Source organism: Streptomyces viridifaciens (assembly GCF_001888885.2).
Lineage (GTDB): Bacteria > Actinomycetota > Actinomycetes > Streptomycetales > Streptomycetaceae > Kitasatospora > Kitasatospora aureofaciens.
On record NZ_CP090841.1, the window covers coordinates 2,841,153 to 2,861,814 of the forward strand.

Genomic DNA, 20,662 nt, shown 5'->3' on the forward strand with positions numbered 1-20,662 from the left:
GGGGCCGCCCAGGCCCGTACGCAGCCGCGCGGCTGCCCGCCCGCCGCTCGCTCTCGGCCCCTCCGAAAACGGAAGAGGCAGCACCCTGTCCACCACCGCTGAACCCATCAAGACGACGTTCCGGGATCTGGGGATCCTCCCGGAGACCGCCGAGGCGCTCGAGTCCGTCGGCATCGTCCATCCCTTCCCGATCCAGGAGATGACCCTCCCGGTCGCCCTGACCGGCCACGACGTCATCGGCCAGGCCAAGACCGGCACCGGCAAGACCCTCGGCTTCGGCCTCCCGCTGATCGAGCGGTGCACCGTGCGCGCCGACGTGGACGCCGGCCGGGCCACCGAGGAGCAGCTCTCCGACTTCCCGCAGGCGCTGATCGTCGTCCCGACCCGCGAGCTCTGCACCCAGGTCACCAACGACCTGCAGACCGCCGGCAAGGTCCGCAACGTCCGCGTGCTCGCGGTCTACGGCGGCCGGGCGTACGAGCCGCAGGTCGAGGCGCTCACCAAGGGCGTCGACATCGTGGTCGGCACCCCGGGCCGCCTGCTGGACCTGGCCGGGCAGAAGAAGCTGAACCTGTCCAAGGTCCGCGCGCTGGTCCTGGACGAGGCCGACGAGATGCTCGACCTGGGCTTCCTGCCCGACGTCGAGAAGATCATCACCATGCTGCCGGCCAAGCGGCAGACCCTGCTGTTCTCGGCCACCATGCCGGGCCAGGTCATCAACCTCGCCCGCCGGTACATGAGCCAGCCGACCCACATCCGGGCCGCCGCCCCGGACGACACCGGCACGACCGTCGCCAACATCGAGCAGCACATCTTCCGTGCGCACTCGCTGGACAAGGTCGAGATGGTCTCGCGCATCCTGCAGGCCGACGGCCGCGGGCTGGCGATGATCTTCTGCCGCACCAAGCGCACCGCCGCCGACGTCTCCGACCAGCTGACCCAGCGCGGGTTCGCGGCCGGCGCCGTCCACGGCGACCTCGGCCAGGGCGCGCGCGAGCAGGCGCTGCGCGCCTTCCGCAACGGCAAGGTCGACGTGCTGGTCTGCACCGACGTGGCCGCCCGCGGCATCGACGTCGAGGGCGTCACCCACGTCATCAACTACCAGTGCCCCGAGGACGAGAAGACCTACCTGCACCGGATCGGCCGCACCGGCCGGGCCGGCGCCTCCGGCACCGCCGTCACCCTGGTCGACTGGGACGACATCCCGCGCTGGCAGCTGATCAACAAGGCGCTGGACCTGCCGTTCAACGAGCCGGAGGAGACCTACTCCACCTCGCCGCACCTGTACGAGCTGCTGAAGATCACGCCTGGCACCAAGGGCGTGCTGCCGCGCTCGGAGCGCACCCGGGCCGGTCTCGGCGCCGAGGAGATCGAGGACCTCGGCGAGACCGGCGGACGGGGCGCCCGCCCCGCCCGCGTCGGTGGCCGTGGCGGGCGTGGCGGCTCCGGCAGCCCCGCCGTCGAGGCCCCGGCGGCGGAGGAGAAGCCGCGCCGGACCCGTGAGCGCCGCCGCACCCGCCGTGGCGCGGAGCTCGCCGAGGGCGCCGAGGGGACGGCCGCTGTCGCCGCCGCGGTGACCGAGGCGGCTCCGGCCGTCGAGGGTGCCGAGGGCGACACCGCTCCGCGCCGCCGTCGCCGCCGCTCGCGCGGTGGCGCCGCGGTGAACGAGACCGCCGCGGTGGCGGCCGAGGCCGTGACCGAGGCCGTCGCGGTCGTCGAGGCCGCCGTGGCCGTGGCGGAGCCGGTGGCCGAGGAGAAGCCGCGCCGGACCCGCACCCGCAAGCCGAAGGCCGAGGCCGTCGAGGCGGCCGCGGTCGTCGAGGCTCCCGCCGAGGCCCCGGCCGAGAAGAAGGCCACCCGGACCCGCACCCGCAAGCCGAAGGCGGAGGCCGAGGCCGTCGAGGCGGCCGTCGTGACCGAGGCCCCCGTCGAGGCTCCGGCCGAGGCACCGGCCGAGAAGAAGCCCGCGACGCGCACCCGGACCCGCAAGCCCAAGGCGGAGGCCGTCGAGGCCGCCGCGGCGACCGAGGCCCCGGCCGAGGAGAAGCCGGCCACCCGGACCCGCGCGCGCAAGCCCAAGGCCGTCGCCGAGACCGCCCCGGAGGCCCCGGCCGCCGAGGCCCCGGCCGCCGAGGTGCCGGCTCCGCGCAAGCGCACCCGGACCCGCAAGGCCGTGGCCACCCCGGAGACCACTCCGGAGGGCTGACACACCCCGCCCCGAGGGGGCGGACCGGGTCCCCAGCCCGGTCCGCCCCCTCGGGCTTTTCCGCGCCGCACGACGAGGACGACGCCCCGGGGCTCCCGCCCCCGGCCCGCGCAGCCTGTGCGCACGGCCGGGAAGCCGACACGCCGCGCGGGCGTCCCGGCTGGTGGGGCGGGGTGCCGGGACGGCATACGCTCGGGGAGTCGCTGTCGCGGAAGGGAAGCCGTTGATGAGTACTCCGCCGTTCCTGACCCTGCCCGACTGCGCCCGGGCGGAGCGCGTGGTGACCGCGCGGGGGGAGTTCGCCGCGCTGCGGGCGGAGCCGGACGGGCCGGTGCGCGGGTCGGCGCTGCTGGTGCCCGGGTTCACGGGCAGCAAGGAGGACTTCATCGCGCTGCTGGAACCGCTGGTGGCCGCCGGGTACCGGGTGACGGCCGTGGACCAGCGGGGCCAGTACGAGACCGGCGGACCGGACGACGACGCGGCGTACACCGTCGACGCGCTGGGCGCCGACGTCCGGGCGCTGACCGAGGTGCTGGCGCAGGACGGCCCGCTGCACCTGCTGGGGCACTCCTTCGGCGGCCAGGTGGTCCGGGAGGCGGTGCTCGCGGCGGCCGCGGAGGGCCCGCTGCCCTGGCGATCGCTGACCCTGATGGCCACCGGCCCGGGGCCGATCGACCCGGCCGAGGCGGCCCGCACCAAGCTGCTGCTGGACGTCCTGCCGGTGATGACCCTGGAGGAGATCTGGCAGGTGATGCGGCAGATGGACGAGAGCAGCGGGGAGCCGAAGCCCGTCCTGGAGCCGGCCGTCGCGAAGTTCCTGCACCGCCGCTGGGTGGCCAACGTGCCGCGGGCGCTGGCCGTCACCGGCGGGCACCTGGTGGCCGCGCCGGACCGGGTGGACGAGCTGGCCGCGGTGACCGCCGGGGCGCTGCCGGTGCTGGTGCTGTCCGGGGAGCGGGACTACGCCTGGCCGGTGCCGGAGCAGAGCGGCATGGCGGAGCGGCTGGGCGCCCGCCGGGTGGTGGTCGCGGACGCGGGGCACTCCCCCAACGCCGAGCAGCCGGCCGCAACGGCCCGGGCGCTGGCCGCGTTCTGGGCCTGAGCGGCGCCGCCGAGCGGCAGCCCCACCGAAGTGGTCTCTACCACTTCCGGCGGTTCGACCGGTCTCAACGCAGGACAAAATTCGTTAGTTACGGTAATCTTTGATTCTGTCCGGGAATCATCGCCGGCCCGCACCGGGTACCGATCAGCCGAAACCCGGGCGTTACGGACGGGCAACGGCCCGGTAGCACCGCCACGACACCGTGGTTCACCAGGCATTGGACGCACCAGGCAAGCAGGGGGAGCCCTTGCCGCAGCAGACCGCCGCACATACGACCCGCCCGATCCGGCTCCAGCGCCGGATCCGCAGGACCCCGAAAGGGCTGATACCCACTCAGCCGCAACCGCCCCGCATGCCGGGGCCCGGAAAGGAGACGCCCATGACCAAGCCCATGCGCTTCGAGATCCTCCGACTGGACGACGTCGACGGCTCCGCGACCGACCGCGTGATCGCCGACGCCGAGACCGTTCGGGAGCTCGTCCAGGACGCCGCCCGCACCGGCGAACGCCTGCTCATCCGCCCGTGCCCGACCGTCTGACCCAGCGCGGCGCCTCCGAACGGGAGGCCCCACCCGCCGCCGACGAGCCGGGAGCGTCCGATCCGGACGTACCGATACCCGACTGACGCCCCGTCACCGCGATCGCCGATGACGGGGCGTCAGTGCGTCCGGCCCCGACCCGACTTCCGGCGCCGCCCCGACTTCCGGCACCGCCCCCGCCCCGGCCCCGGGACGTTTGCCGCCACCCGCCACGGGACATCCCCCAACGGGGACCGCCGCCCGTGCCGCACCCCACCCGCGCCGGCCGGGCGTCCAGCACCGACAGTGCCGCCGAGCCGTCCGTACGGGTGATCGTCCTTGACGCGGCGGACCGGAGGGAGGAGCGTTGTCGGCTATGAGGGGCGAGCCAAGCTGCCCGAGGTGCGCCGGTCGGGTCCGCGCCCCCGGTCTTTTTTCGGACACCTGGCAGTGCGACCGGCACGGAGCCGTTCACCCGATGCAGCCCGTGCTGCCCCCGAGCGTGGAAGCCCTGGGCGTCGCCGTCGCCCGCTCGCAGGTCCCCGTCTGGCTGCCCTGGCCGCTCCCCGTCGGCTGGCTCTACACCGGCATCGCCCACGTCGGCGACGACGTCTCCGGCGCCCGGGCCACCGCCGTCGCCTGCTCCGGGCCCGCCCCGCTCGGCGGCTTCGGCGAGCTGGTGCTGGTCGCCGAGGAGCTCGGCGTCGGGCTCGGTGCCCGCTACGCCGGACTCCCGGGGCCGGACCCGGGCGACTCGGTCGGCCTGTACAAACCCGCCGACGCCAAGCTGATGGCCGCCGGGCGGCCCACCCCGATGTTCCACGTCCCGGACGCCCCGGCGGACCGCGCGGTGTTCGTGGGCGAGGCCCGCGGGCTCTGGATCTGGGCGATCGCCTGGCCCGAGCAGTCCGCCCTGGTGATGTACGACGAACTGGTGCTCACCGACCTGCGCGAGGCCGGCGCCGAACTGGACCTGCTGCCCTGCGGGGCGCTCTCCCCCCGGCTGCTGGGCTGACCGCACGACAGCCGGACGGCCTATCCTGGGCGGCACCCCGAGCTTCCAGGAGTCCGCCCCGTGCGCATCGACCTGCACGCCCACAGCAACGCCTCCGACGGCACCGACAGCCCGGCCGAGCTGGTCGGGGCGGCGGTCGTCGCCGGCCTCGACGTGGTCGCGCTGACCGACCACGACACCGTCGCCGGCCACGCCGAGGCCGCCGACGCGGTGCACGCGCTGCCGGACGGCACCCGGCTGACCGTCGTCCCGGGGGCCGAACTGTCGTGCGTGGTGGACGGCATCAGCATGCACCTGCTGGCGTACCTGTTCGACCCCGAGGAGCCGGAGTTCGCGCGCGAGCGGGAGCTGGTGCGCACCGACCGGTTCCGGCGCGGCCGGGCGGTCGTCGAGCGCTGCCGGGAACTCGGGGCGGACATCAGCTGGGAGCAGGTGCAGCGGATCGCCGGGGCCGGCTCGGTCGGGCGCCCGCACATCGCCAGCGCGCTGGTCGAGGCGGGTGTGGTCGGCACCGTCTCGGACGCCTTCACCCCGGACTGGCTGGCCAACGGCGGCCGGGCGGACGTCCGCAAGCACGAGACCGACCCGGTGGCGGCGGTCCGGCTGGTCCGGGCGGCCGGCGGGGTGCCGGTGTTCGCCCACCCCGGCGCGGTCAAGCGCGGCCGGACGGTCCCGGACCAGGTGATCGCCGACCTCGCGGCGGCCGGGCTGGCCGCGCTGGAGGTCGACCACACCGACCACGACGAGGAGACCAGGCGGCGGCTGCGCGGCCTGGCGGGCGACCTCGGCCTGCTGGTCACCGGCTCCAGCGACTACCACGGCGGCCGCAAGACCGTCCGACTCGGCGAGCACACCACCGACCCGGAGGTGTACGAGGCGCTGCTCGCCCAGGCGACCGGGGCGAAGCCGATCACGCGCTGACGGCGCGTGGTGTCGCGCCCCGGCGTACCGGAGCGCGGTCAGGGCGTGTGGGCAGCGCCGTACGCCCTGACGTTGGTGCGGCCGGCCGGGGTCGGGATGTCAGTCGAGCTTGACGCCCCGCCGCTGCGGGTCGCGCAGGTCGGTGCCCTGGTCCAGCCAGCGCTCCTGGAGCGCGGCCGCGCCGTGCACCCGCTTCCAGCCCGCCTCGTTGGGCGTCATCGGCAGCAGCGGCAGGAAGCGCACCGGCTCGGCGGGCTCGGCCAGTTCCAGGTCCTCGACCAGGCCGCCCGGCTCGGCGGCCAGCACCGAGGTGAAGGGGGCGCCGTCCCACAGCGGGGCGCCGAGGTCCAGCGAGCCGCCCGGGGCCACCACCAGGCCCTCGACCTGCGGGGTCGCGGCGAAGGTGGCCAGGCTGCGCAGCACGCCGTCGCGTCCTCCGCGCACCGTCAGTACCAGTTCGGCGCGCGGTCCGCGCAGCTGGTCGGCGACCAGCGCGGTCGGGTCGGCCATGGGAGCGGCGGACATCCCGAGGGTCGCGTAGCGGACCAGTCCCTCGACGTCCGGGCCGAAGCGCAGCACCTCGATCCGGTCGGTGCCGAGGAAGGTGACGGCGGCGCGTCCGCTCGGCTCGCCGAAGGTGGTGATCAGCCGGGCCTCGACGGCGGCCAGCACCGCCTCCTGGGAGAGTTCCGGGGAGCTGCCGCCGTGGGGGTCGCCGAAGGACGGGAAGTCGTGCGCCATGCCGGTGAGCGTAACCCGCGCGGTCCGCGCGTCCGCGCGGGGGCGTACGGGCGGGGCCGGGAAACCCGCGGGCGCCGATGCTCGGTCAGATGTTAGGGTGAGCGACTGGCCACCGGGATCGTTCGTCCCGGGGCGGCGGCGCGAAGGAGGTGGTTGCGGTGGATACCGGCCGACCATGCAGTACCGGCAGCTCTGCCCGGACCCGACTTCCCCGCATCCCCCGCCCCTCCGGCCTCAGCGGCTGATCCAGCCGTAGTTGCCCAGGGCGCGGGCCGGCGGCGGACGGACCGGCCGGGAGAGCACCCCTCATCCCTTTTCACCGGTGTTCCGCGCCGTCGCACCACGGCCCTGCCCCGCGGCCCTACCGCGCCGCCGTGCGACGGCTCCTCTCCCAGGGAGCCTGTCATGTCGATGATCAACAGCCTGCGTGCCGCCGTCCGCACCAACCGCCGCCGGGGCGCCGCCGGGGCGTACGACGCCGTGCCGGAGGGCAGCGGCTCGGCGGTCGTGGACTGCGCGGTGTACCAGCACGGCCGGCGCAACGGGGAGACCTGCAGCCCGCGCGAGGCCGCCCGCCGGGTCAAGGCGGCGCACCAACTCCCGGACAGCAGTGGGTCGTTCAGCTGGATCGGGCTGCACGAACCGACCGGGGCCGAGTTCGAGGGCATCGCCCAGCGCTTCGGCCTGCACCCGCTCGCGGTGGAGGACGCGGTGCACGCGCACCAGCGGCCCAAGGTGGAGCGCTACGACGACGTGCTGTTCGCCGTCTTCAAGACCATCCGCTACGTCGAGCACGACCAACTCACGCCCACCAGTGAGGTGGTGGAGACCGGTGAGCTGATGGTCTTCGCCGGGCGGGACTTCGTGATCACCGTGCGGCACGGCGGCCACGGCTCGCTGCAGGAGCTGCGGCACCGGCTGGAGGCGGACGCGGACGAGGCGGGGCTGCTCGCCAAGGGCCCGGCCGCGGTGCTGCACGCGATCGCCGACCACGTGGTGGACAACTACCTGCTGGTCGCCGAACGGCTGCAGAACGACGTGGACGAGATCGAGTACGGCGTCTTCTCGGCCAAGGGCGCGCGCAGCGCGGACGTCGGTCGGGTGTACCAACTCAAGCGCGAGGTACTGGAGTTCAAGCGCGCGGTGGCGCCGCTGCTGCGTCCGATGCAGCAGCTGTCCGAGCCGCTGCAGCGGCTGGTGGACCCGGACATGCAGAAGTACTTCCGGGACGTCGCCGACCACCTGGCCCGGGTCACCGAGCAGGTGCACGGCTTCGACGAGCTGCTGAACTCGCTGCTGCAGGCGAACCTGGCGCAGGTGTCGGTCGCGCAGAACGAGGACATGCGCAAGATCACCGCCTGGGCGGCGATCTTCGCGGTGCCCACCATGATCACCGGTGTGTACGGCATGAACTTCGACTACATGCCCGAGCTGCACCACGCGTACGGCTACCCGATGGTGCTCGGCGCGATCACGCTGATCTGCATCGGGATGTACCGGGGCTTCCGCCGCAACGGCTGGCTGTAGCGCCCGCGACGCCCGCCCGCCTGCTGCCTACCTGCGCCCGCCGCGGGCGACCAGGACCAGGCCGAGCAGGATCAGCACCACCGCCGGGTAGGCGGCCGCCGGGGGCCACTGGCCGAGCCACAGGGCGGCGATCAGGGCCGCGCCCGGGGTCTCCAGCAGGATCGCGGTGGAGGTGATCGACGGACCGAGGTTGCGCACAACCCGGTTGCTCAGCGAGTGCCCGAGCAGCTGCGCGGTGACCATCAGCAGCACGATCTGCCACCAGGCACCGGCCGACCAGCCGGACAGCCGCGTCCCGGTGACCAGACAGATCGCCAGCAGGCCGACCGCCGTGGTGGCGTAGCAGACCAGGGTGTACGCGGTGGTGCTGACGGTCCTGCGGACCTCGGCGCCCAGCAGCATGTACCCGGCCGCGGCCAAGCCCGCGGCGAGGGCGAGCGCGTCGCCGAGCAGCGCGCGGGGGGACATCGAGAGGTCCACGCCGGTCAGCACCAGCACGCCGGCGAAGGCGACGACGGTGCCGAGCCAGACCATCCGCGGCGCGCGGACGCCGAACAGCCGCATCAGCAGGATCGTCCACAGCGGCGTGGTGGTGACCAGGGCGGTGGCGGAGGCCACCGAGGTCATCCGCAGGCTGGGCATCCAGAGCGCGAAGTGCACCGCGAGCAGTGCCCCGGCGGCGACCGCGAGCAGCAGTGCCCGGCGGCCGATCCCCCGCAGTTCGGCGCGGTGGCGCAGCAGGGCGTACGGGCCGAGGGCGCCGACCGACATGACGTTGCGCCAGAAGGCGATGGCCAGTGCGGGCGCGGCGGTGGCGGAGATCAGCGGGCCGGAGAAGGAGATGCCACCGATCGAGACGGCGAGCAGCAGCAGGTCGAGGGTGGGGAGCGGCTGCGTGGGCCGCGGGTCGGCGGCGGTGGCAGGGGCGGGGGCGGTCGCGGGCCGGGCGGCGGGCACGGCGCTCCTTCGCTGGTCGCGGTGGTGGGGCGGTCATACGGTAAGGCCCGTGGCCCGCCAATGGAACTGTCGCCCGGAGGATAAGACGTCCGGGGACATCCGGCGGACGTCCGACGGGCCGCACGTGGACATCCGGCGGACGTCCGACGGGCCGCACGTGGACATCCGGCGGACGGGCGGAGGCCGGAAACCCGTACGCTGTCCGTCATGGACCGCAACTCCGCCGCCACGACCGCCGACGACTTCCTCGACCAGGCCCTGCTGGAGGAGGCCGCGAAGAAGTCCGGACTGCTGTGGGTACGCGCGGACGGCGAGTCCCAGGCCCGCCCGCTGTGGCACGCCTGGCACGACGGCGCGGTAGTGGTGGTCGGCGACGGCGCCGAGCAGCCGCTGCACGGCCTGACCGCGGGCGCCCGGGCCGTGGTCACGGTGCGCAGCAAGGACAAGGGCGGCCGGCTGACCGGCTGGGACGCCGAGGTCGTCGAGCTGGCGCCCGACGGCGAGGCCTGGCTGGGCGCCGTCGAGGAGCTCAAGGGCAAGCGACTGAACGCGCCCGACACCGACACGATCGCCGAGCGTTGGGCACGCGAGTGCCGGGTGCTGCGGCTGCAGCCGGCCGGCGCGCTGACCGAGCGTCCGGGCGCGATGCCGGACGGCTCGCACGCCGCCCGTCCGATGCCCACCCCGGCCACCACCCGCCGGCCGATCCCGGCCGGGCTGCCCAAACTGCTCCTCAAGCGCCGCTAAAGGTTCACGCCGAGTACGCCCGTGACCGCTAACGTGCCCCACCGGGCCGGGCGTACGCCGCACGGGTAGCCTTGGCCGAACGTGCGCCCCGGCGCATGCCGGACGGAGTCGAGCGAGTCGAGGGAGTTCATGGCAGGGCCAGGCACCCGGGTCTTCATCTCCCACCTCTCCGCCATCGCGGTCTTCGACCCCAACGGCGACCAGGTCGGGCGGGTCCGGGACGTGGTCGTCTCGCTGCGTCTGGGCGGCCGCCCGCCGCTGGTGCTCGGTCTGGTGGTCGAGGTCGTCGCCCGGCGCCGGATCTTCCTGCCGATGACCAGGGTGACCAGCCTGGAGTCCGGTCAGGTGCTCACCACCGGCCTGATCAACCTGCGCCGCTTCGAGCAGCGCCCGGCCGAAACCCTGGTGCTCGCCGAGCTGCTGGACCGCACCGTCACCTGGACCAAGACCGGGGAGGACGTCACCGTGCTGGACGTCGGCATGGTGCAGACCCGGCTGCGCGAGTGGGAGGTCAGCAAGGTCTTCGTCCAGGTCGGCCGGGCCTCCCGGCTGCGCAAGGGCAAGGGCGAGCGGCTCACCCTGGACTGGCAGGACGTCACCGGCTTCTCGCTGCCCGAGCAGGACCAGGGCGCGGCCAACCTGCTCGCCACCTTCGAACAGCTGCGCCCGGCCGACCTCGCCAGCGTGATGCACCACCTGTCCGCCAAGCGCCGCGCCGAGGTGGCCGCCGCGCTGCCCGACGAACGGCTCGCGGACGTCCTGGAGGAGCTGCCCGAGGACGACCAGGTCGAGATCATCGGCAAGCTCCAGGAGGAGCGGGCGGCCGACGTCCTGGAGGCGATGGACCCGGACGACGCCGCAGACCTGCTCTCCGAGCTGCCCGGCGACGAGGCCGAACGGCTGCTCGGGCTGATGGAGCCCGAGGAGGCCGCACCGGTCCGCCGCCTGCTGTCCTACGAGGAGGACACCGCCGGCGGTCTGATGACCACCGAGCCGATCGTCCTGGAGCCGGACGCGACGGTCGCCGAGGCGCTGGCCCGGATCCGGATCCGCGACCACAAGCCCGCGCTGGCCGCCCAGGTGTACGTCTGCCGACCGCCGAACGAGACCCCGACCGGCAAGTACCTGGGCACGGTGCACTTCCAGCGGCTGCTGCGCGAGCCCCCGTACGTCCTGGTCGGCGAGCTGGTGGACGACGACCTGGACGCGCTGCCGCCGGACACCCCGCTGTCGCTGGTCACCAGCTACCTGGCGACGTACAACCTGGTGGCCGCGCCGGTCGTGGACGAGGCGGACCACCTGCTCGGCGCGGTGACCGTCGACGACGTGCTCGACCACCTGCTGCCCGAGGACTGGCGCGACGCCGACTTGCACGCCGGGGACGACGACAGAGAGGAGATGCACGGTGGACGGTGACCGCAACGCACGGCCGAGCGACTCCGCGCGCCGGCGCCTGCAGGGGGAACTGCGGGAACTGCGCCAGCTGCGCGAACTGCGCACCCGTGAGGGCGGCGGCCGGGACCGCCTGGAGACCTCCCCCATCACCGGATCCAACCGCGTCCGGCTCGACCAGCCGCGCACCGCCCGCCCCGGCCTGCTCACCCTGCCCTCCTACGACCCCGAGGCCTTCGGCGTGCTGTCGGAGCGGATCGCCCGCTTCCTCGGCACCGGGCGGTTCATCGTCTGGATGACGGTGGTGATCGTCGTCTGGGTGCTCTGGAACACCATGCTGCCGCCGGCCGCGCGCTTCGACGAGTACCCGTTCATCTTCCTGACCCTGGTGCTGTCGCTGCAGGCCTCGTACGCGGCGCCGCTGATCCTGCTGGCGCAGAACCGGCAGGACAACCGGGACCGGGTCAACATGGAGCAGGACCGGGCCCGCAGCGACCGCAACATCGCCGACACCGAGTACCTCGCCCGCGAGGTCGCCGCCCTGCGGCACGGGCTCGGCGAGGTGGCGACCCGCGACTTCATCCGCTCGGAGCTGCAGTCGCTGCTCAAGGAGATCGACGAACGACGGGACGCCGCCGAGTCCTTGTGACCGGCGGCACGCTACCGGCCGGTTAAGCAGTACGCCCGGCGCCGTACCATCAAGGCATGGCCAACGAGACAGAGGTCGCGGCCGGCGTCACGGAGGACTCCGTACGTCAGGCGCTGGCGACCGTCAACGACCCGGAGATCAACCGTCCGATCACCGAGATCGGCATGGTGAAATCGGTCGAGATCGCCGAGGACGGTGCGGTGCGCGTCGCGGTCTACCTGACCGTCTCCGGCTGTCCGATGCGCGACACCATCGTCACCCGGGTCCGCGAGGCGGTCGGCAAGGTCGCCGGCGTGACCGGCGTCGAGGTCGAACTCGACGTGATGAGCGACGAGCAGCGCAAGGAACTCTCCCAGCTGCTGCGCGGCGGCGCCCCCGAGCGGGAGATCCCGTTCGCCAAGCCGGGCACGCTGACCCGGGTCTACGCCGTCGCCTCCGGCAAGGGCGGTGTCGGCAAGTCCTCGGTGACGGTCAACCTGGCCGCGGCGATGGCCGCGGACGGGCTGAAGGTCGCCGTCGTGGACGCCGACATCTACGGCCACAGCGTGCCCCGCATGCTGGGCGTCGAGGGCCGGCCCACCCAGGTCCAGGACATGATCATGCCGCCGCAGGCGAACGGCGTGAAGGTCATCTCGATCGGGATGTTCACCCCGGGCAACGCCCCGGTGGTCTGGCGCGGCCCGATGCTGCACCGCGCGCTGCAGCAGTTCCTCGCCGACGTGTGGTGGGGCGACCTGGACGTCCTGCTGCTGGACCTGCCGCCCGGTACCGGCGACATCGCGATCTCGGTGGCGCAGCTGGTCCCCAACGCGGAGATCCTGATCGTCACCACCCCGCAGATGGCCGCCGCCGAGGTGGCCGAGCGGGCCGGCACCATCGCGGTGCAGACCCACCAGAAGATCGTCGGCGTGATCGAGAACATGTCCGGCATGCCGTGCCCGCACTGCGACGAGATGATCGACGTGTTCGGCACCGGCGGCGGCCAGACCGTCGCGGAGGCGCTCACCCGCACCGTCGGCGCGACCGTGCCGGTGCTCGGCTCGATCCCGATCGACGTCCGGCTGCGCGAGGGCGGCGACGACGGCCGTCCGGTCGTGCTGGCCGCCCCGGACTCCCCGGCCGGCGCCGCCCTGCGCGCCGTGGCCGGCAAGCTCGGCGGCCGCCAGCGCGGGCTGGCGGGGATGTCGCTCGGACTGACGCCCAAGAACAAGTTCTGACCGGACGCGAACACCGGACGCGCCGGGAGACACGGACTCAGGGGCCGGGTGGTGACCACCCGGCCCCTCGGCGTATCCACGGGCGCTACGGCCGGGTGTATCCACTCAGGTCCGGGACGGTGGAGAAGCCGATGCCGTAGGCGCTGACGCCCCGGCCGAAGGCGCCGAGCAGCACGCCGGGGGCCTCGCCCGCGAGCACCCAGCCGTACTCGGACTCGCGGTAGCGGAAGGGCTGCGGCAGGCCGTTGACCGGCAGGCTCAGGGTGGACCAGCCGGGGCCGGCCAGGTCGTCCGCGAGGTCCCAGGCGAGGGTGCTCTGCTGGTCCAGCCAGTCCTGGCGCAGCGTGCGGTCCAGCTGGCCGGGCCAGGTCGCGGCGAGCAGGCCGGAGCCGGCCAGCCAGGCGGCGGAGGAGGCGGAGGTCGCCTCCAGGGTGCCGGTGTTGTCGGCGCTGCGGCGGCTGCCCCGGCGGGCGACGGTGACCACGACGGCGAACTTCCGCAGGTCGCGCGGCTCGAACTGCCGGGCCGGCTCGTCGCCGTGGCCGAGGGTGCCGTAGTCGACGCCGGCCGCCCCGGCGCGGGCGCCGCCGGCGCCGGCCTGCATCAGGAAGCGGCGGCCGGTCCAGCCTTCGTCCAGGCCGTACCAGGGGAAGTCGGCGGACAGGTAGGGCAGCAGCGGGTCCGCCGGACCGGCCTGCCCGCCGACCACCGGGCCGCCGGCCGTGGCCGTCGCCCCTCCCGCCTGACTCGTCGCGTCCATCCCCGGGCCTCCTCAAACGCACGTGTGCCTGCCGTGGCGCGCTCCCATGGTGGCGTACCTCGGCGTTCCCGGGGGCCGTTCCTGGTCCGCGCGGACGCGGATGTGACGGACGGCTCAGCGGGAACAATCAGCACAATAGCGGCGCACACGCCACCGCCCCGCTCAGCCGGGCGGCCGGGCGGGGCGGTGGCGCCGGGTGGGGACCCGGTGCGCTCAGGTGGCGTCGGGGTCGAACGGGGGCCGCTCGCCGGGCTGCAGGGGGGCGCCGGCGGAGGCGGGCGCCGGGGCGGCCTTGTCGAAACCCACGCTGCCCGCGCGGCCGTTCACCGGCGCGGCGGGCTTGTCGTCCAGGACGGAGCGGATGTCGAGCGAGTCCTTCATGCCCTTCAGGCCCAGCGGGTCCTGCTCGTCGCCCATCAGCTGCTTGCGGACGAAGGTCTTGGGGTTGAGGTCCTCGAACTCGAAGTCCTTGAATTCCGGGCCCAGCTCGCTGCGGATGTCCTCCTTCGCGGTGTCGGCGAAGGAACGGATCTTCCGGATGAAGCCCATGGTGTCCTGGATCAGCTTCGGTAGCTTGTCGGGACCGAAGATGATGATCGCCATCACGATCAGGGTCAGGATCTCCAGCCCACCTACGTCGCTGAACAACCTTTGCTCCCTAGCTCGTCGGACGACGGTTCCTACAGCGTAATGGCCACCGGCGGGTCCCTGGTCCACAGCGGGATGAAGCCGTGGTAAAGACCGGCCGGTGGCCCGGGTAAACGCTGTTCTAGCGGATCTGCTGGCGCAGGGCGGCGATGTTGCCCAGGAAGCGCTCCGGGGACGAGGACGGGTTCGGGTCGCGGTCGGCGGCCACCGGGCGGCCCGGGAAGTCCACCGGGACCTGCGCGGTCATCGGGACCAGACCGGTGCGGCCGCTGGTGCCGCTGCCGCCGACCGGGCTGACCGTGGTGCCGTGCTGCTCCTCGCCCTGGGTGAGCCCGCCGCCGACGCCGCCGAGGGTCACCGCGGCGACCGAGAAGGCGCCCGCGGCGGCGAACACCAGCCGGCGTCCGCGGGCCGCCGAGGGGCGGACGGCGGCCGCGGCGGGCTGCGGCCCGGCGGGGGCCTCGGGACGGGCGGTGCGCCGTCCCATCAGCGGCCGCAGCACCGAGCCGCGGCCGAAGGCACGCGGGTCGACCCCGGGCAGCGGGGCGTCGGCGCCGAGCGCGCCCGCGCCGAAGGAGGCGCCGGCGCCGCGGCCGAAGGTGCCACCGGTGAGCCTGCTGCCGCCGAAGGTGCCGGCGGCGGGGACCCCGCCGCCGGGCAGGTCGTCGTCGTCGCGGCCGCGCCGGGGCGGCCAGTCGGCGTCCGCCGGGGCGTCCTCGGGCAGGCTGCCGACGGCCATCAGCCGGGCCATCAGCGCGGAGGACGGGCCGGGGGTGTCGGCGCGGGTCAGCAGGTGCTTGACGGACCGGCCCTCGTCGGCCTCGGCCTTGCACTGCGGGCAGGTCGCCAGGTGGGCCAGCACCCGCTCGCGGGAGTCGTGGCCGAGTTCGCCGTCCAGGAAGGAGGACAGCCGGTCCCCGAGGTGGTGCTCCTCGACCGCGGGTTCGACGGGCCGTACGGGCACCGCGCGCAGGGCCGTGTCGGCGGGCAGCGGAACGGCGGGCAGCACGGGGTCACCGGGTTCGCCGCCCGCCGGATCCCCGGCGCCGCGGCGGCCCGGCAGGGCCCAGCCCCGCCAGGTCGAGGACCGGTCGGACGCATCCGAACGGTCCGGACCGGACCGGCTGCTTCCGCTCACGATCGCCTCCGTCCGCGCCCGCCCGGTGCGGCCGCGACCTCGGCGACGGCGCCCACCGGCACCGGCTCCTCCGAGCCACCGCGGCGCTCGCGGCCCGGCGCCGAGCCGGGGGCGCGGTGCTTGAGCGCGGCGCGCAGGTGGGAGCGGCCGCGGTGGATGCGGCTGCGGACGGTGCCGAGCTTGACGCCCAGCGTGGCGGCGATCTCCTCGTAGGACAGGCCCTCGATGTCGCAGAGCACCACGGCGGCGCGGAACTCCGGGGCGAGGGTGTCCAGGGCCTGCTGCACGTCGGCGTCGAAGTGGGTGTCGCTGAAGTGCTGGGCCGGACTGGGCTCACGGGAGGCGAGCCGCTCGGCCGCGTCCTCGCCGAGCGCGTCGAAGCGGATGCGCTGGCGGCGGCGGACCATGTCCAGGAACAGGTTGGTGGTGATCCGGTGCAGCCAGCCCTCGAACGTGCCGGGGGTGTAGGTGGACAGCGAACGGAACACCCGGACGAAGACCTCCTGGGTGAGGTCCTCGGCGTCGTGCTGGTTGCCCGTCAGACGGTAGGCGAGGCGGTAGACGCGCGCGCTGTGGGCCTCGACGATCTCCTCCCACGTGGGCGGAGTCCAGGTCTGCGCGTCGGGACCCTCGGCGAAGGTCGCGAGGACAGGGGCCTCGGTGGTACCGGCGGCCGGCGTCTCGGCGGCGGGCTGGTCCAGGTCGGAGTGCGCAGGCTGGTTCATCACGGGCTTCGGCGTACGGGCCGACGAGGTGCCGCGGAAGTGCCGCCGCACAGGGACGTCGCCCTCGGCCACACCTCCTCGGTCGGCTCTTCTGCCCAGCAGGGCCACCACCATATCCACCTCACCCGTCAAGCCCGGATAAAAGTGCCCGGGAGGCCTTGTGCACCCGGTCCTGAGTGACAACGGCCCGCCGCCGTACGCGGTTCCCGCCCGGCCAGTAATCTGTGGCAGGAAATATCGACATCCCTCCGCGCCGGGCCGCCGCCCGGGGCTCCGAAAGAGGCAGCCATCAGCGAGTTCGGGCCCGCGCGCGCGGCCCTCGCCGACACCTACGTGGGCGAGGACGCGGTGCTGACCTACGCCCGGGCGCAGTCCGCGCGCACCGGCATACGGGCCATCGGGCCGAGCGGCGGGGCGTGCCTGCGGCTGCTGGCCGCGGCACTGGACGCCAAGGCGGTGGCCGAGATCGGCACCGGCACCGGGGTGTCCGGGGTCTACCTGCTGCGCGGGATGCGGCCGGACGGCGTGCTCACCACGGTGGACTCGGAGCCGGTGCGCCAGCAACTGGCCCGCGAGGCCTACCAGGCGGCCGGGTTCGCGGCCAACCGCTCACGGTTCATACCGGGCCGGGCCCTGGAGGTGCTCCCCCGGCTCGCCGACGGCCAGTACGACCTGGTGTTCTGCGACGGGGACCCAGCCGAGTCCCGCGAGTACCTGCTGGAGTCGCTGCGGCTGCTGCGGCCCGGCGGCATGGTCTGCTTCGAGGGGGTCTTCCAGGAGGGCCGCCTCGCCGAGCCCGAGCTGCAGGACCCGCAGACCGGCGCCGTGCGGGACCTGGTCCGCGACGTGCGGGAGAGCGACGCGCTGCTGCCCGCGCTGCTGCCGGTCTCGGACGGGCTGCTCTGCGCCGTCAAGCGCTAGGACCTGCCCCGGTTGTCCTGACCGCGGGGAACGCGCGGGCCCGGGCCGACATGACGTCGTGCCCGGGCCCGGCGGTACGTCTCCAGGAGACGACGAGCACCCGCTGCGGTCAGCCGGTGACCTCCATCAGGGCATCGCCCAGGGCTTTGGCCTCGTCAGGCGTGAGCTCCACCACGAGGCGTCCGCCGCCTTCGAGCGGAACGCGCATGATGATGCCCCGCCCCTCTTTGGTGACTTCGAGCGGGCCGTCACCCGTCCGCGGCTTCATGGCCGCCATGCTCGTTCCCCTTCCTGCAACCGCTCAGCTACGCACCGGCAGTCCGTCCACCGCCGGTATCGAACGCATTGATCGGAAGCCATTATCCCGCATGCCACGGCCTGATGACCAACATCACTCTCGGTGCAACCAGGGCCGGACCGGCCGCAACCACCGCAATTGGCGTCATAAGCCCCGGCGTGGCGGCGGTACCGGTACGGCCGGAAGGTGCGATACCTCACACTCCCCACGCCACCCCGTGCTCCGGCATCCTGGCACCACCACCCACGCGACGATCACCAGGGAGCCCTCGCCCATGTCGGATTCCGTGCTGTACGAGCTGGACGGCGGCCTGGCCGTCATCACCATCAACCGACCGGAGGCGATGAACGCCCTCGACGTCGCCACCAAGGTGGCGCTGCGCGACACCGTGATCGAGGCGGCCGGGGACCCGGCGGTGCGCGCGGTGCTGCTGACCGGCGCGGGCGAGCGGGCCTTCTGCGTCGGACAGGACCTCAACGAGCACCTGGCCCTGCTGAAGCGCTTCGAGGAGACCGGCGAGGGCGCGCTGCGCACCGTCGCCGAGCACTACAACCCGCTGACCCGCGCGCTGGCCGGGATGCCCAAGCCGACCGTCGCCGCGGTCGGCGGGGTGGCGGCCGGGGCGGGCGCCTCGCTCGCCTTCGCCTGCGACTTCCGGATCCTCTCCGACCGGGCCGGCTTCAACACCGCCTTCACCGGGATCGGCCTGACCGCCGACTCCGGCGCGTCCTGGACGCTGCCCCGGCTGGTCGGGCACGCCAAGGCCACCGAGCTGCTGATGCTGCCCCGGACGGTCAAGGCCGCCGAGGCGATGGAGCTGGGCCTGGCCACCAAGGTCGTGCCGGCCGAGGAACTCGCCGCCACCGCACGGGTCTTCGCCCGCGAGCTGGCCGAGGGCCCGACGGTGGCCTACGGAGCCGTCAAGGAGTCGCTGGCGTACGGCGCTTCGCACTCACTGGACGAACTGCTCGACAAGGAGGACGAGCTGCAGACCCTGGCCGGGGAGAGCAAGGACCACCGGATCGCGGTGCGCGCCTTCATCGCCAAGGAGAAGCCGAAGTACGTCGGGCGCTGAGAGCCGGCGCCCTACCGGTTCCCGCCGCCTACCGCTTCCCGCCGCCGGTGCGGACGTGGCAGTCCGCCAGGTGGTCGTCGACCAGGCCGCAGGCCTGCATCAGGGCGTAGGCGGTGGTCGGGCCGACGAAGCGGAAGCCCGCCTTCTTCAGCGCCTTCGCCAGCGCCGTCGACTCGGGGGTGACGGCCGGCACCTCGCCCAGCGTGCGGGGGGCCGGTCGGTCCGGGTCGGCGGCGAACTGCCAGATCAGCGCGTCCAGTCCGCCGTCCAGGTCGCGGGCGACCCTGGCGTTGGCGATCGCCGCGTCGATCTTGGCCCGGTTGCGGATGATGCCCGTGTCGGCGAGCAGCCGCTCCCTGTCGGCCTCGCCGAACTCGGCGACCTTGCCGATCTCGAAGCCGGCGAACGCGGCCCGGAAGCCCTCCCGGCGGCGCAGGATGGTCAGCCAGGACAGGCCGGACTGGAAGGCCTCCAGGCAGACCCGCTCGAACAGCGCGTCGTCGCCGTGCACCGGGCGGCCCCACTCGGTGTCGTGGTAGACGCGGTAGTCGTCGGTGGAGTCGCCCCAGCCGCAGCGGCGCAGGCCGTCCGCGCCCAGGACGGCACCGTCGAACGGCTCGGTCACTGGTCCTCCACCGGCTTCCCCGTCACCGGCTTCGCGTCCTCGGGGACCGGCTCCTTGGCGAGCGCGACGGCGGGCTTCTCGACGGCGGGCTCGACCACCTGGGCGAAGGACTCCAGGCCGGGCAGCGGTTCGGCGGCCGGGTCGGGGGCGGTGGTGGCCTCGACCGCGCCGCGCAGGTGGGCGGCGGCCTCCAGCTCGGCGATCCGCGAGTCGCGGTAGGCGAGTTCGGCGCCGAGGCGGTCCAGGACGTCGTCCACCTCGTCCATCCGGTAGCCGCGCACGGCCATCGGCAGGCGCAGGTCGTCGACGTCCGCCTTGTGCAGCGGGCGGTCCTGCGGCAGCCGCACGGCGATGCGGTCCGGCACCGCCTCCGGCATCGAGCCGCCCCCGCCGAGCGCCACCAGCGCGGCGCCGCCGACCACCACGGCCATGGCGACCACGATCACCCAGAACACGAGCTGTCCTCCCGAACTCCCGGTCGGCCTCCTCCGAGGTGCCAGGGAACCGGGCTGATCATGACAGCATGGTCCCTGGTGAGGCCGGGGGCCATCATCGCACCCGTAGGAGCTGTGGAGGAGACATCGGTGGCACTGCGCCTGGGACCGCGGGAATTCGGTGACGACGAGCTGGTGATCATGGCGATCGTGAACCGGACCCCGGACTCGTTCTTCGACAAGGGCTCGACCTTCGCCGACGAGGCCGCGTTCGCCGCCGCCGACCGCGCGATGGCCGAGGGCGCGGCGGTCCTGGACATCGGCGGGGTGAAGGCCGGCCCGGGCGACGAGGTCACGGTCGAGGAGGAGCTGCGGCGCACCGTGCCCTTCGTGGCCGAGTTGCGCAAGCGCCACCCCGAGGCGGTGATCAGCGTGGACACCTGGCGGCACGAGGTCGGCGAGGCGGTCTGCGAGGTGGGCGCGGACCTGCTGAACGACGCCTGGGGCGGGGTGGACCCGAAGCTCGCCGAGGTGGCCGCCCGCCACGACGTCGGACTGGTGTGCACCCACGCGGGCGGCGCCGAGCCGCGCACCCGGCCGCACCGGGTCGGGTACGAGGACGTGATGGCGGACATCCTGCGGGTCACCGTGGGCCTCGCCGAGCGGGCGGTGGAGCTGGGCGTCCGCCGGGACGCGGTGATCATCGACCCCGGGCACGACTTCGGCAAGAACACCCGGCACTCGCTGGAGGCCACCCGGCGGCTGCCGGAGATGACCGCGACCGGCTTCCCGGTGCTGGTCTCGCTCTCCAACAAGGACTTCGTCGGCGAGACCCTGGACCGCCCGGTGAACGAGCGGCTCCTCGGCACCCTGGCCACCACCGCGGTCTCGGCCTGGCTGGGCGCCCAGGTCTACCGGGTGCACCAGGTGGAGGAGACCCGCCAGGTGCTGGACATGGTCGCCTCGATCCGGGGCACCCGCCCCCCGGCGGTCGCCCGCCGGGGGCTGGCGTAGGGCCCCCTCTCGACGGCGCTCGGCTCGCCTCCG

At 74.0% G+C, this 20,662-nt stretch carries 22 protein-coding genes; 13 read left to right on the forward strand and 9 right to left on the reverse strand.

From position 1 onward, the window contains the following. Positions 1-199: 199 nt before the first annotated feature. From BOQ63_RS19630 to BOQ63_RS19650, 5 genes are all read left to right on the forward strand, one after another. A complete protein-coding gene (locus BOQ63_RS19630; protein WP_150476002.1) occupies positions 200-2,206 on the forward strand; it encodes a DEAD/DEAH box helicase in 2,007 nt (668 codons plus the stop codon). A 226-nt stretch (positions 2,207-2,432) separates the two neighbouring features. Continuing rightward, positions 2,433-3,308 (forward strand): alpha/beta fold hydrolase, encoded by an 876-nt coding sequence (locus BOQ63_RS19635; protein WP_030287453.1) that lies wholly within the window; start codon positions 2,433-2,435, stop codon positions 3,306-3,308. 391 nt (positions 3,309-3,699) lie between these two features. After that, complete coding sequence (locus BOQ63_RS19640; RefSeq protein WP_094742985.1) at positions 3,700-3,846, forward strand: DUF8834 family protein; 147 nt, start codon at positions 3,700-3,702, stop codon at positions 3,844-3,846. A gap of 355 nt (positions 3,847-4,201) precedes the next feature. Further along, positions 4,202-4,840 (forward strand): DUF6758 family protein, encoded by a 639-nt coding sequence (locus BOQ63_RS19645; RefSeq protein WP_063736192.1) that lies wholly within the window; start codon positions 4,202-4,204, stop codon positions 4,838-4,840. A 60-nt stretch (positions 4,841-4,900) separates the two neighbouring features. Continuing rightward, entirely contained in the window at positions 4,901-5,761 is an 861-nt protein-coding gene (locus BOQ63_RS19650) for a PHP domain-containing protein (protein ID WP_030287448.1), read from the forward strand. Positions 5,762-5,860: 99 nt separating this feature from the next. On the opposite strand, the gene BOQ63_RS19655 is transcribed toward BOQ63_RS19650, so the two are convergent. Further along, a complete protein-coding gene (locus BOQ63_RS19655; protein ID WP_079183676.1) occupies positions 5,861-6,502 on the reverse strand; it encodes a suppressor of fused domain protein in 642 nt (213 codons plus the stop codon). A gap of 405 nt (positions 6,503-6,907) precedes the next feature. Here BOQ63_RS19655 and corA point away from each other — a divergent pair, with 405 nt between their 5' ends. After that, positions 6,908-8,029: a magnesium/cobalt transporter CorA gene (gene corA, locus BOQ63_RS19660; protein ID WP_030287444.1), complete on the forward strand. Its 1,122-nt coding sequence runs from the start codon at positions 6,908-6,910 to the stop codon at positions 8,027-8,029. A 27-nt stretch (positions 8,030-8,056) separates the two neighbouring features. Here corA and BOQ63_RS19665 read toward each other — a convergent pair whose 3' ends face one another. Then, positions 8,057-8,986, reverse strand: coding sequence for a DMT family transporter (locus BOQ63_RS19665; RefSeq protein WP_037830525.1), 930 nt, complete (start codon positions 8,984-8,986; stop codon positions 8,057-8,059). Between the two features lie 207 nt (positions 8,987-9,193). On the opposite strand from BOQ63_RS19665, the gene BOQ63_RS19670 reads away from it, so the two are divergent. From BOQ63_RS19670 to BOQ63_RS19685, 4 genes are all read left to right on the forward strand, one after another. After that, complete coding sequence (locus BOQ63_RS19670) at positions 9,194-9,733, forward strand: pyridoxamine 5'-phosphate oxidase family protein (RefSeq protein WP_072654706.1); 540 nt, start codon at positions 9,194-9,196, stop codon at positions 9,731-9,733. 129 nt (positions 9,734-9,862) lie between these two features. Beyond that, positions 9,863-11,149, forward strand: coding sequence for a magnesium transporter MgtE N-terminal domain-containing protein (locus BOQ63_RS19675; protein WP_030287437.1), 1,287 nt, complete (start codon positions 9,863-9,865; stop codon positions 11,147-11,149). A 109-nt stretch (positions 11,150-11,258) separates the two neighbouring features. Continuing rightward, positions 11,259-11,774 (forward strand): DUF1003 domain-containing protein, encoded by a 516-nt coding sequence (locus tag BOQ63_RS19680; RefSeq protein ID WP_046386574.1) that lies wholly within the window; start codon positions 11,259-11,261, stop codon positions 11,772-11,774. Between the two features lie 56 nt (positions 11,775-11,830). Next, a complete protein-coding gene (locus BOQ63_RS19685; protein WP_030287433.1) occupies positions 11,831-12,991 on the forward strand; it encodes an Mrp/NBP35 family ATP-binding protein in 1,161 nt (386 codons plus the stop codon). 85 nt (positions 12,992-13,076) lie between these two features. On the opposite strand, the gene BOQ63_RS19690 is transcribed toward BOQ63_RS19685, so the two are convergent. The 4 genes from BOQ63_RS19690 to sigE all read right to left on the reverse strand — a co-directional run bounded on the left by BOQ63_RS19690 (position 13,077) and on the right by sigE (position 16,376). Next, complete coding sequence (locus BOQ63_RS19690; RefSeq protein ID WP_030287431.1) at positions 13,077-13,751, reverse strand: hypothetical protein; 675 nt, start codon at positions 13,749-13,751, stop codon at positions 13,077-13,079. A 213-nt stretch (positions 13,752-13,964) separates the two neighbouring features. After that, positions 13,965-14,399 (reverse strand): sec-independent translocase, encoded by a 435-nt coding sequence (locus BOQ63_RS19695; RefSeq protein ID WP_030287429.1) that lies wholly within the window; start codon positions 14,397-14,399, stop codon positions 13,965-13,967. A gap of 121 nt (positions 14,400-14,520) precedes the next feature. Further along, a complete protein-coding gene (locus BOQ63_RS19700) occupies positions 14,521-15,537 on the reverse strand; it encodes an anti-sigma factor family protein (protein WP_051835561.1) in 1,017 nt (338 codons plus the stop codon). Continuing rightward, complete coding sequence (gene sigE, locus BOQ63_RS19705; protein WP_223886262.1) at positions 15,534-16,376, reverse strand: RNA polymerase sigma factor SigE; 843 nt, start codon at positions 16,374-16,376, stop codon at positions 15,534-15,536. Before sigE ends, BOQ63_RS19700 begins: the two co-directional genes overlap by 4 nt. Positions 16,377-16,550: 174 nt before the next feature. On the opposite strand from sigE, the gene BOQ63_RS19710 reads away from it, so the two are divergent. Beyond that, positions 16,551-17,183, forward strand: a complete 633-nt coding sequence (locus BOQ63_RS19710; protein ID WP_030287423.1) for an O-methyltransferase — start codon at positions 16,551-16,553, stop codon at positions 17,181-17,183. A gap of 109 nt (positions 17,184-17,292) precedes the next feature. Here BOQ63_RS19710 and BOQ63_RS19715 read toward each other — a convergent pair whose 3' ends face one another. Next, positions 17,293-17,460, reverse strand: a complete 168-nt coding sequence (locus BOQ63_RS19715) for a DUF3117 domain-containing protein (RefSeq protein ID WP_070043274.1) — start codon at positions 17,458-17,460, stop codon at positions 17,293-17,295. 295 nt (positions 17,461-17,755) lie between these two features. Here BOQ63_RS19715 and BOQ63_RS19720 point away from each other — a divergent pair, with 295 nt between their 5' ends. Then, positions 17,756-18,556: an enoyl-CoA hydratase-related protein gene (locus BOQ63_RS19720; protein ID WP_072654708.1), complete on the forward strand. Its 801-nt coding sequence runs from the start codon at positions 17,756-17,758 to the stop codon at positions 18,554-18,556. Between the two features lie 28 nt (positions 18,557-18,584). Here BOQ63_RS19720 and BOQ63_RS19725 read toward each other — a convergent pair whose 3' ends face one another. After that, positions 18,585-19,181, reverse strand: coding sequence for a DNA-3-methyladenine glycosylase I (locus tag BOQ63_RS19725; RefSeq protein WP_030287419.1), 597 nt, complete (start codon positions 19,179-19,181; stop codon positions 18,585-18,587). Further along, positions 19,178-19,636, reverse strand: coding sequence for a DivIVA domain-containing protein (locus BOQ63_RS19730; RefSeq protein ID WP_063737820.1), 459 nt, complete (start codon positions 19,634-19,636; stop codon positions 19,178-19,180). The genes BOQ63_RS19725 and BOQ63_RS19730 overlap by 4 nt, the downstream gene beginning before the upstream one ends. A gap of 180 nt (positions 19,637-19,816) precedes the next feature. On the opposite strand from BOQ63_RS19730, the gene folP reads away from it, so the two are divergent. Next, entirely contained in the window at positions 19,817-20,629 is an 813-nt protein-coding gene (gene folP / locus BOQ63_RS19735) for a dihydropteroate synthase (protein ID WP_046386881.1), read from the forward strand. Positions 20,630-20,662: the final 33 nt, after the last annotated feature.